The following is a 10708-nucleotide window of genomic DNA, read 5'->3' on the forward strand; positions in this document are numbered from 1 at the left end:
GGCCAGGGCGCTCATGCCCGCGCCGTAACTGGTGTCGGGTCCGAGGGTCTTCATCCAACTGGTGGTGTCGGGGTCGAGGGCTTTGGTGATCGAGGACAAGGCGCTCGCGCCAACGCCGTAGGTGTTGCCTCGGGGGTTTGACTCCGCCACTTCGCTCCCTGCCATCGCTGTCGGTCGCACATGCTTTCGATCAGCTGTCAGTCTAAAGCTGGCTGCCGTCAGCCTGCGGCGTGTCGGATGTCGTGTCGTCGTCGCTTGTCGCACGGGCCGATATAGCAGCGTGCGTAGTGAGCGCGACGTCGACTTGAACCATCAGTCTGGAATTTCCCAGAAGACCCCGACAGCACTAGGTGGCTCTTCGGCCCATGATCTATAGCGAGCTTGTCGGTACGCACTTCTACTGTTTGAACCATGACAATCGTTCGTACCTCAGATGGCACCGTGCTCGATCAGGTGGCGATTGAAGAGATCGAGACCGGCGACACCGTTTGGACGTTCCTGCCTGATGGGTCGCCAACCACTTTTGAGGTCGAGATAAAGCGGTTCCACATCGATAAGGCGAGGGGAACCGCCATGGTCGGCCTGCAGGCTGCCCGCGAAACCGACACACACGGCGTCGGGCTAGTTGCGACCGTGGAAGGTCCGGCCGGGACAATCGTGCACCGACTACCTAAGCAGAACTGATCGAGGCAAACCCAACGATGCATGCTGACGCTTGGTCCGCTTTAGCGGCATGGGTCACGGTTCTAATCGCCCTAGTAGCCGCGATCTTTGGTTACATCCAGGTTCGCGAGGCGCGTCGAACTCGGGAGGAACAGGCACAGCCGAACGTGGTTCTGTTCAGCGAACCCAACTCTGACGTTCCGAACATCTTGGAGATTGTTCTGAAGAACTTCGGCACCACCCCGGCGTACGACGTACATGTCGACGTGCATCCGCCGGTTACGACGACACCGAACCTGCAGTCTGGCGACGAGTTGGCCGCTGTGCCAATACCCGATATCCCTATCCTGGCACCGGGCCAAGAGTGGCGAACCGTATGGGGTTCGGCGCCCGAGCGAAAGCAGCACGGTCGACAGCTTCAACAACGTCTCGGCATCGACGGGTTCAGCGAGACGGACGTTGAGAGGCTGACGCCCACAACGAAGCACGACGCCACCGTGAGCTATGCGGACAGCCGGAAACGGCGACACGAAACACCGTCGGTGCTCGACTTCGACCAACGCGAGGGCACGACATGGGTTGACATCAAGACGCTTCACGATCTGACAAAGACGTTGGAATCAAAGCTTTCAACGCAAAACGACGCGCTCAGCAAGATTTACAAAAAGCTGGGCGATTTTGGTACCGAACACGGCGGCGTGTGGGTCTATGGCAGCGGCGACGACGGCGAGCGCGACTACCAACTGCAAGCAGAGCGAGCGCAACAGGCCGAAAACCGCCGAATCATGGATTTGCTCGAAACTAGGCGGCGGGGCTATCACCCGCCCGAACAGTCTGGAGAGCCAACCAACTAAACCTTTGGCGCATGGGGAGGCGTCGTCTCGAAAACCTTCGTTAATGGGACGTGCTTCCGTTCCTGAACGAGATGCGTGACACGGCAGATCGGGTAGGTGGGCTAGCTAGGCTAGCTCAGCTAGCAGCCGCGTTCTCTCAAGTACGCGTCCAAAGCGTGATCTGTGATGGATGCGATGCTGATGGACCTGTCGCCAGTTTCATAGCGCAGCTTGTCGACGGCCCTGCCAAGACGTTCCTTCACTGAGGATCGAATGCGCACGTTGTGCTGTTCGGTCAACCGCTCCCCTCCCCTCTCTACTGGTGAGCGAGGGGCTAACTTCGCCTGTTCAACCTCTTTCACAGCGGCCGTGCGATCCGGGATCGTGTCCGCAGGATGCCCCCCCGTGCGGGTGATGGCCGGCTTTCGTGTCGTGCTCACGCGGACGCTCCAATCGCAATGCCAAGCTCATCCAGCAAGTCGTCATAGGCAACCTGCAAGCTCAATGATCTGCCGCCACGAAACTGATGCATGGGCACTTCTGCGCTGTGCGCGTCTTGGCGTGCACCAAGGTCGGGGATGACGGTGCGGGCCACTAAATCGCCGTAGGCATCGCGTAGCTCGCGTTCGCGGTCGATGTGCTCCCCCTTGTTTTGTCTGCGAGACACAATCACCTTCGCCAGCTCTATGCGCGGATTTGGGCGCAGTTTCACCTTCTGCACTGTTGTCTCCAGCCTGGTCACACCCTTGACCGAGTCCTTAGTCGGTTCGGTGACGGCGTAGACATCGTCGACCGTGAGAAGCACTGCAAATAGGAGCTTGCCGAGACTCGGCGGGCAGTCAAAGAGCACCGCGTCATATGCAGATAGGTCGAGACCCTCGAATGCGACGTCAAGGCGAAAGACGAGATCAGATGCGCCACTTGATTCAGCGTTGGATAGGTCCAGATGAGACGGGACGAGGTCGATACCCTCCCAGCCTGTGGCCACCACGGCGTCGAGTGCCGATCCAGCTGCCGTGCGGTCCATCAGGTCGGCGGTAGTGAGCTGATCATCGGCGGTGTACACACCGAGACCCTCAGTCGCATTGGCTTGTGGATCCATGTCGACAACTAATGCTCTGCCACCGCGATTGCTGATGGCACTGGCGAGGCCGAGGGTCGTGGCCGTCTTGCCAACGCCACCCTTTTGATTCGCGAGCGCGTGTCGTTTCGACTGCATACCATTCCTCTGCTAGCTAGACGTGCTAGTAAATCTAGCCTAGTTATGCTAGCACTCCTAGCGTGCGTAGCTAGCTTCCGCCCCGAACTGGGCGCCTGAACGCAGCCAACCTAGCCCCGACATTTTCGTGTTACGATATTCAATGTGGAGCGGGTGACGGTGCATCCCTCTGCGCTCACCCACGGCTACACCGAACGCGACATCGCCCACGCGTTGGAGCATGTGCACGTCGACTATGACGTTATTGACGACGACCCGCCGCGAACCTGGGTATTCGGATTCGCCCCCGACGCCACCTTGCTGGAGTTGATCGTGCTGCATACCGCCAGAGGTGAACTGGTAATCCACTGCATGAAGGCACGCCCACATGAACTCGCCAAGGCCCTACGAGCCCAAAACGGACACTGACATGTCGAAGACTTCAAAGAAGACCAACACGGCTGTCGCCGAAACCGTTGGCGCCCAGAGCGGCAAGCGTCACCGCAGCGCAGCAACCGGCAAGTTCGTGAAAAGCTCCACAGCTGCGCGGCGCCCCCGGACCACTGTCACCGAACGCAGCAGTGAAAGCGGCATCGCCGCAGCGTCTTTTGAATCCGAGGAAGCAGGAAACCACAATGCGCAAGCGAGGCGTTTTCTGACGCCGAAGTCTGAAGGCGCCGTTGACGAGGCCACCATCGATCGCCTGGTGGCTGAAGTCGATCAGGGGATACCGGCCGAGAAGCTGCGCCGCCGGGGCCGGCCGTCGATCGGACTAGACGCCTCGAGCACCTATTCGGTGCGTTTGCCTGAGGACCTGGTCGCACTGATCGACGAACGCTCCGCCATGGACGGAGTGAGCCGCGGTGAGACGATGCGCCGCGCGCTCATCGACTACCTGACCAACTGACCCGCTTGGGCGCGCACCCCGCGATGTCGTCGCGTGAAGTCGCGTGGAGCCGGGCGAGACGGCCAGTTCGAAGGTAAGAGCGCGCCGTTTACGTCGCTGGTGTAGCCCAAATGCCATTGCCTGGTGCGGGCCAAAGGCAGACCCTGGCGCACTCTGATCGGGCCCGGCCGTCACAGCCGCCGAGCCGTCTATCAAGCCTCAAAAGCGCAAAGCCCGAGCGCCACGGTCGTCCGGCCGGGTCTCGGGCTCACTTCCTGAAGCTCATCGCAACCAGGCACCACAAATGATAGGTGGCCATAAAACAGGCCGCCTGATAACGAGTCTCGGACCATCGCCGTGCCCCCGGGGGGCCTATTGGTCGGCCAATTCGCTCCGCCGAGCAGCGCCGCGGTGGCATGACCTCATCAGTCACAAAAACATCACGGAGCCCGGCGTGTCCTGTATCAGATACCTCGTCGTTGCTGGCAGTCTTTGATCATGCCTCGACCCCGTAAAGGCGACCGCGTGGAACTGCTAACCCGCCCGGAGCGTCTCGTTTCCGAAAAGATCAAGCAGCAGGCCGCCGACCGAGGCATGTCTGTCTCGCAATACGTGGCCGACCTGTTGGCCATCCAGGCCGGCCATCCCGAGCTAGTCCGGGAACTCGACAAGGAGGTCCTGCCGCTGGCGATGTGACGACATGCGCCAGGGGAGTGATCTTCCCACCGGGGAGGACAGGAGTGCCTGGCAGACGTGACATCTGAATAGCTGGTGTGCGGAGTACCCGCTGACATGACGAAGGCCTCGCCGTAGCGAGGCCCTGTCAGGTTTTGAACCGAGTTAGCAGCTCGGTTCTGGGTCCGCACCCATTTCCCCGAAGGGACTGTCTTTGCCGGACAGCTCTCACGGTAGCGCACGTTCTCTTGCGGTTCTAGATACGCCGCGAAATGACTGCGTAAATCGTGACCTCTCCAACGCCCGATCACGTCGGACGAGCAGTGCGTGGCCGACGTCGCTCAGCGCCGCCATCGCACCCACTGCGCACATCGTGCGCGCCCTCGCCAATGAACGCCGACGCGGCTGGGTGGAGCGCGCTGGTGCGTGCGCGCCGCGCGCGCCGATGTGGACCAGTCGCAGCGGCTGGCTCGACGGCCTGGGACGCTGGGCCCGGTCACCGGCACTCGGGGAGCTCTGCGCCGAGGAGCGGGTGTCCATCACCGCGGCCACGCTGTTGTCGATCGCCACAGTGATGGCCGAGCACGCCGATCACGCCACCGGCCGCCACGTCGCGGTCACACGCGCGACGATCGCGTCCCGGGTGGGTTGTGACGTGCGCACCGTGACCGCCGCCTGGCGGGTGCTGCGGGTGTCTCGCTGGGCCGTCGAAGCCCAGCGCGGCCACGGCTCCCCAGGCACCCCCAGCGTCGGCCGCAGACCCTCGGTGTACCACCTTGTGCCGCACCGCCAAGCACGACCCGCCACCAACCCGAACCCGGTGACCCGTCCACTCGTGCATGATTTCCACCTACCGCCGTCAGGCGGTGTTTGTTGTTCTTCTCCCGTAGGGAGTTACTCACCAAGCGGGCGCGCAAGCGCGCCCGCCGCCAAGATCTCCAACCTGAAAGCCCACAAGGTGCGTAATTGGCGCGCCAGTGCACGGCCGCTGGCCACTCAGCGCCTGGCCGCCGAACTCGTGGCCAGCAGCCACGGTCTGGACCGCGCGCACATCGGCGGCATCTGCGATGCGCTCACCGCCGCAGGGATCGACCCCACGGTGTGGACGGCACGTGCGATCACCGCCGCGCTGAACGCTGACATGCGTGCCCGGGGATGGAGCTGGCCCGACCACATCGCCAACCCTGGTGCGTTCCTCAGCAGTCGGCTACGCCGGCTGTCCTGGACACCCCCAACAACCCCACAAAAGGGCGGCGCCTGCGCCGCCGCCAGCATCGACCAGGCGCCGCGACCGGTGGTGCTCACCGAGACGTCGCGGGCCCGGATCGCCGCTGCCCGCGAGGAGATCCGCCGCGTGCTCACCGAACGCACCCAAGGCGGCCACGCTGAACGCTCCACTCGGACGCTGAGTGCCGGGCGAGGGTTGGTGGCGTCACGGGATCAGGAACGGCTCGCCAGGCTCAGCCCATCCGACGTCGACGGTGATGTCGCGGGTGGGGTGTTCGCCGGTGACCAGCCAGCGCGTCAGCGCCGTGGCCACGGCATCACCGTGACCGAGAAGCACCTGCATCAACGCACTGTCCACCCGAGCCACTAGTGCGCCGCCTCACCGATGCCACCGGTGCCGCCACGGGCGGGGGAGTGCGGGGCGGTGCGCTCTCGCCACCGAGCCACCAACCACATCTCGACCAGCTCGGGGGCGACGCCAGCCTGACCTGCCCAGGTGTGCAGCAGGTGGCAGAAGTGGGTGTAGCGCGCCCAGGTGAACCGGGCCACCACCGGATCGTGCGCCCATCCCAGGTGGAGCAGTGAGTTCACTGCCTGCTGATCGAGCAGCTGCGGACACACCACACCCCGCCCAGCGGCGCCATCGCCAGTGGTGCGGTGGTGGGTGGCCCAGCAGTACAGCGAGAGCACCGTGGGACCGACCCCGGGTGCGTGCGGCCAGCCCGACCACCGCCGGCCCGATCCGGTCGGTGGGGCCGAGAGCACATCGGGGTGGCGGCAGGCGTGCAACGCGGTGAGGATCGCGTCGTAGGCATCACCTGATCGTGCTGGGGTGCGCACGTCGCTGAAGCGCCGCGCCCGGTCCCGGTCGCGGTGCGCGGCCAGCCATGCCGCCGCGGCGTAGAGCGCCCCCACCTCACCCAGCGCGCCGGTGCCTGCGGCGCTGGCGGTGGTGAGGTCGCCGCGAGCGATTACCGCGACCCCGTGACGGGTCAGCGCGCCGTCGGCGTCACGACCAGCGAGGCGCACCGCGAGTCCGCGGTCGGCGAGGCGGTGATTCCACCAGTCCAGGTCCACCACTGCCATGTCATCGAGCACCGTCACCCCGTACTGCTGAGCCCGACACCACACCCGGCATTCCTGCGGCACCCCGAACTGCGCGTCCCGCCCGTCCATGGCCTTCAATCCTGCCTCCCACCACCAACACCTGACCGAACCCCGAATAGATCTTGGCACATTTGCACAAATTTGTGCGATGCTGGTGATGCCGCCCGCCGGAGCCTGCCCCCGACTTGTTCGGGCGGGCGGCCCAGCAACGTCGAGGATGCGGGTGGGGTGGTGTGGGTGTTGACGATCGCGAAGTTGTCGCGGTGGTCGGTGAACTACTACAACGACACCGCCCGCGCGGTCGGCCAAGCCACTCGGGACGCCCAATCCGCTGGTGGTGGGTTGGCGGAGTACTACGCCGAACGCGACACCCGCACCCCGGTGTGGACGTGCGCCGGGGATGCTCGCGCGGCCACCGAACTGGTCGGTTTAGGCGACGGTTCGCGCGTGGGTGGGGACGCTGATCCCGACGTGGTGGCGCGCTGGCTCGATGAGGGTGTGGCGCCCTCGGGGGACTGCGGCCGCGCACACGGCACGGGCGGCGTGCACGGCTTCGACTTGACGTTCTGCGCCCCCAAAAGCGTGTCGTTGGTGCGGGCATTCGGCGGCGACGTGATGGACAAAGCAGTGTCCGCGGCGCATCAGACGGCGATCGCCGAAGCGCTCGAATACCTCGCCCAGCACGCCGGCTACACGCGGGTGCACAACCCGATCACCGGAGAGAAAGACCTCCAGAAACTGCCCGGGTTGGTCGCCGCGGCCTATCAGCACGAGACGTCGCGGGCGGGGGATCCGCATCTGCACACCCACGTCCTGGTGCCCAACCGCCAAGCCCGCGCCGATGGCCGCCTGGTGTCACTGGACGGCACGTCGTTGTTCCACGAGGCCCGTGCCGCGGGGATCGTGTATCAGGCCACGCTGCGCCACGAACTGCACCGCCTCGCCGGTGTGGAATGGGGTTCGGTGGACCCGCGCACGGGGATGGCCGAGATCGCCGGAATTGACCCCACCAACGTCGCGGCATGGTCGCAACGGTCCACCCAGTTGCGGGAGTGGGCCGCCAACAATCTGACCGTCATCGACCCCAGCAAGGGGGTGTCGCAGGCGCAGTTGGCGACCGCGCAAAAGGCCACCCGACCGAAGAAACCCGAGCACCTATCCTGGGCGGAACTGCGTGCCGGATGGATGGCTGATGGGCGGGGTTTCGGGGTGGATCGCGACGGGCAACGCGCCGCGCGGAACGCGCGGGAACAGGCCGCCGCACGGGCCGCGGCGCGTATCGAGCGCACCGGTGTGGTGATCGATCGGCGGGCGGTGGCGGCGATGGCCGCACGCGGCGACAAGGCCGCGCTCACCCGGGCGGATCTGGTCGAGGTGATCGGCGCCCACCTGCCCCTGATGGCCGACGGTGGCGCGGGTGCGGCGGACGGTGGCGCACCGATGCCGCGGGCGGTGATCGAGGCGTGCGTCGACAGCGTGGGGATGCGGCTGACCGCACCCCGGTTGGCGCATCAACGCGAAGGCTCGGAGCGGTTCACCGTCGATGTGATTCTGGCCGAGGAACGCGCCGTCTTCGACGTGGTCGACGCGACCAATGTGCGCGCCCAATCCTGGGTGCGCGAGTTCGACACGCCCGCGTCGTTGGGGCTGTCGGATCAGCAGTACGACGCGGTCCGCAACATCGCCACCAGCCCCCGTTTGGTGGCGCCGCTGTCAGCGCCGGCGGGTGCGGGCAAGACCACCTCGATGCGCGCGTTGCGCACCCTGGTCGAGCGCCGCAGCAGCGGGCGGGTGATCGTGCTGGCGCCGACCGGCAAGGCCGTCGACGTCGCCGTCGGCGAGGGCGCTGCGTCGGTGGGCTACACCCTCGACAGTGCGCTGCCCAAGCTCGCCGACGGCACCCTGCAGTTGTCGCCGTTCGACCTGGTGATCGTCGATGAAGCGGGCATGGTGAGCACCGACCACTGGCGACGTTTGCTGGCGCATACGACCGCAGCCGGGACGAAGACCGTTCTGGTTGGCGACGCCCACCAGTTGGCGCCGGTGAAGGCCCGCGGCGGGATGTTCGCCCAACTGTGCGAGGACCTGCCCTGGACGCAGCGCCTGTCTGAGGTGTGGCGGATGCACGACCCCGGCGAGCGGTCGGCGTCACTGGCGCTGCGCGCGGGCGGGCCCGCACCGGTGCGCCGCGCGGTGGCCTGGTACCGGTCCCATGACCGGCTGCACTGTGGGGATTCGATCGCGATGGCCGCCGACGCGCTGGATGGGTGGCGCGCCGACGTCGCCGCCGGCAAGGACGCCCTGGTGATCGCCGACACCCGAGAGATGTGCGATGCGTTGAACCGGCGCATGCACGACGAACGCACCGCGCCCGAGGCACTGACGGTCACCGCCGCCCGCGGCCACCACGTGGCGGCCGGGGACGTCGTCATCACCCGCCGCAACGACCCCACCCTCGAGGTCTACGACCCGCGCGACGTCCGCCAGCAGCTCGAGCAGGAGGCGCCGGTGCGCAACGGGCAACGCTGGCAGGTGATCGGCGTCGACCCCGACAATCACCGGATCGCCGCCCGCCGCCTCGGTGACGGCGCCCGCGCGGTGTTCGCCGGGGACTATCTGCGCGAGCACGTCACCCACGGGTTCGCGGTCACCGCGCACTCCGCCCAAGGCGTGACCGCCGAGACCACCCACGCCGTCATCGCCGACACCGCCACCCGAAACCTGGTGTACGTGGCGATGACTCGCGGCCGCGACTCCAACCAGGCCTACCTGTACCAGCGCACCACCGGTGAGGCCGACCACCAACACCGCTCTCCTGCCGAAGGGGTGCACGTCGCCCACCGCGGCACCCCCGCCCAGGCGGCTCAGTTGATGCGGACGGTGATCGGCCGCGACGAACGCGCCCGCACCGCCCACCAGACCGCCGCCGACACTTCGAGTGAATTGCTTCCCGAGAGAGTGGCCTCCCTGGTCGCTGAGCACCAGCAGGCCGTGGCCCGCCGCTGGGCCGCCCACCGCCAGGCCGAACGCCGCCAGCAGGACCGGGCCATCGACCGCACCCTTGGCATCCACCGCTCCCGGGACCGAAATCGGGAGCACGACCTCGGCCTCTGAGGTATGAACACCTGGCAGTAACGACGGGAAAGGAACGCGGGGCGACTCAGAGTGGACGCAGACGACGAGGTACGGGTAGCAGCGTTCGCCGAACGCCTTGTGCTGGGTTGGGGCCGCGACTTCCATCACGCTCCGCTAGCCGCGGCGATCGACGACCTTTACCACGATCTGATTGCCTTCCCACCGGCCTGGCCCGAACACCGCCGCCGCGCGTTCACCGCCGACGCGGCCGACACCGCGGCCAGTGAACTGATCACCCTGCTCGACGACCATCTCGACACAACCACTCACATCGGCACCGAGAAACCATCGAAAGGCGTTGACCGCGGTAATGTTTCGGCCGGCCTCAGGATGCTCGCCAAGTCCTACCTCGACTGGCATCTCACCGACTTGCTGCCCAGCCAAGTCGCCGACCATTGCACCGATCCCGGCCGAGGGGAGAACAGCATGACCGTCTGTAGCCCCACCCGACGCCCCTAACGGCCAGCAGTTGCGTGCATCGCCGCGACGCCCCAGAGACGATTACGACGTCGGTGGTCCTTCTGACTCGGCACCGGACGTCGACTCGATCCACAAGTCCTCATCAACGGTGTCAACGGCATGGCGCAGCGCCAGCTGTCGACCTTTCTGAGCAACGGCGTACCGCGATACGCCTTTTGGCGGGCCCGTGCGATGAGTCGCCGATCCCCGAGCGATACGCCGTCCGACCAGACCCCACGCGATTTGGATGACGTCGACCGGTTGAGGTTGCTCACCGCCAAGGGCGTCGGCCGAGCCGGCCAGGCGCATCGCGTCGAGGAACGCATCGGTGGAAATGTCAATTGAGCGGCGGTAGGAGACCGCTGGCGATGCTGGGGCGTCACCACGGTGCTGCATGCGTTTCTCCTATGTCAAGCCGCTGCGAGTTGGCGTGGCTTTGGTCGGGTTTTCTGGTCGGTATGGAGGTGGTTGAAGACCACGCGGGCTAAGCGGCGTTTGAGGCAGCGCAGGGCCTCGGCGCTCGAG

At 65.9% G+C, this 10708-nt stretch carries 11 protein-coding genes and 1 pseudogene; 9 read left to right on the forward strand and 3 right to left on the reverse strand.

Annotated elements, in window-relative coordinates; genetic code table 11:
- Positions 1-411 precede the first annotated feature (411 nt).
- Entirely contained in the window at positions 412-684 is a 273-nt protein-coding gene (locus LOK44_RS29255; protein ID WP_237573609.1) for a hypothetical protein, read from the forward strand.
- A gap of 17 nt (positions 685-701) precedes the next feature.
- Entirely contained in the window at positions 702-1517 is an 816-nt protein-coding gene (locus tag LOK44_RS29260; protein ID WP_504928338.1) for a DUF8453 domain-containing protein, read from the forward strand.
- A gap of 415 nt (positions 1518-1932) precedes the next feature.
- On the opposite strand, the gene LOK44_RS29265 is transcribed toward LOK44_RS29260, so the two are convergent.
- Entirely contained in the window at positions 1933-2715 is a 783-nt protein-coding gene (locus tag LOK44_RS29265; protein ID WP_237573611.1) for a ParA family protein, read from the reverse strand.
- Between the two features lie 144 nt (positions 2716-2859).
- On the opposite strand from LOK44_RS29265, the gene LOK44_RS29270 reads away from it, so the two are divergent.
- From LOK44_RS29270 to LOK44_RS29285, 4 genes are all read left to right on the forward strand, one after another.
- Entirely contained in the window at positions 2860-3123 is a 264-nt protein-coding gene (locus LOK44_RS29270; RefSeq protein ID WP_237573612.1) for a toxin, read from the forward strand.
- 1 nt (position 3124) lies between these two features.
- Positions 3125-3601, forward strand: coding sequence for a ribbon-helix-helix domain-containing protein (locus tag LOK44_RS29275; RefSeq protein ID WP_237573613.1), 477 nt, complete (start codon positions 3125-3127; stop codon positions 3599-3601).
- A 504-nt stretch (positions 3602-4105) separates the two neighbouring features.
- Positions 4106-4276: a toxin-antitoxin system gene (locus LOK44_RS29280; protein WP_307188224.1), complete on the forward strand. Its 171-nt coding sequence runs from the start codon at positions 4106-4108 to the stop codon at positions 4274-4276.
- A 388-nt stretch (positions 4277-4664) separates the two neighbouring features.
- Entirely contained in the window at positions 4665-5852 is a 1188-nt protein-coding gene (locus LOK44_RS29285) for a rep protein (RefSeq protein ID WP_237573615.1), read from the forward strand.
- Here the strand turns inward: LOK44_RS29285 and LOK44_RS29290 are convergent.
- Positions 5849-6658 (reverse strand): 8-oxoguanine DNA glycosylase OGG fold protein, encoded by an 810-nt coding sequence (locus tag LOK44_RS29290; RefSeq protein ID WP_237573616.1) that lies wholly within the window; start codon positions 6656-6658, stop codon positions 5849-5851. The genes LOK44_RS29285 and LOK44_RS29290 overlap by 4 nt on opposite strands.
- 168 nt (positions 6659-6826) lie before the next feature.
- Between LOK44_RS29290 and mobF the strand changes: the two genes are divergently transcribed.
- The 3 genes from mobF (at position 6827) to LOK44_RS29305 (ending at position 10528) form a co-directional block, all read left to right on the forward strand.
- Positions 6827-9703: a MobF family relaxase gene (mobF, locus tag LOK44_RS29295; protein ID WP_237573617.1), complete on the forward strand. Its 2877-nt coding sequence runs from the start codon at positions 6827-6829 to the stop codon at positions 9701-9703.
- Positions 9704-9754: 51 nt separating this feature from the next.
- The gene (locus tag LOK44_RS29300; protein ID WP_237573618.1) at positions 9755-10183 is read left to right on the forward strand and encodes a hypothetical protein; all 429 of its coding nucleotides are present in this window, start codon (positions 9755-9757) and stop codon (positions 10181-10183) included.
- A gap of 120 nt (positions 10184-10303) precedes the next feature.
- Positions 10304-10528, forward strand: a complete 225-nt coding sequence (locus LOK44_RS29305; protein WP_237573619.1) for a hypothetical protein — start codon at positions 10304-10306, stop codon at positions 10526-10528.
- Between the two features lie 65 nt (positions 10529-10593).
- On the opposite strand, the pseudogene LOK44_RS29310 reads toward LOK44_RS29305, so the two are convergent.
- Positions 10594-10708, reverse strand: a pseudogene (locus tag LOK44_RS29310) (IS110 family transposase); the annotation flags it as partial.

It is taken from the genome of Mycolicibacterium lacusdiani, assembly GCF_021916785.1.
Lineage (GTDB): Bacteria > Actinomycetota > Actinomycetes > Mycobacteriales > Mycobacteriaceae > Mycobacterium > Mycobacterium lacusdiani.

Bases quoted from the DNA above. Each gene is read 5' to 3' on its own strand.
- LOK44_RS29260 (WP_504928338.1), top strand. From the start codon at position 702: ATGCATGCTGACGCTTGGTCCGCTTTAGCGGCATGGGTCACGGTTCTA.
- LOK44_RS29255 (WP_237573609.1), top strand. From the start codon at position 412: ATGACAATCGTTCGTACCTCAGATGGCACCGTGCTCGATCAGGTGGCG.
- LOK44_RS29305 (WP_237573619.1), top strand. From the start codon at position 10,304: ATGGCGCAGCGCCAGCTGTCGACCTTTCTGAGCAACGGCGTACCGCGA.
- LOK44_RS29275 (WP_237573613.1), top strand. From the start codon at position 3,125: ATGTCGAAGACTTCAAAGAAGACCAACACGGCTGTCGCCGAAACCGTT.
- LOK44_RS29265 (WP_237573611.1), bottom strand. From the start codon at position 2,715: ATGCAGTCGAAACGACACGCGCTCGCGAATCAAAAGGGTGGCGTTGGC.
- LOK44_RS29290 (WP_237573616.1), bottom strand. From the start codon at position 6,658: ATGGACGGGCGGGACGCGCAGTTCGGGGTGCCGCAGGAATGCCGGGTG.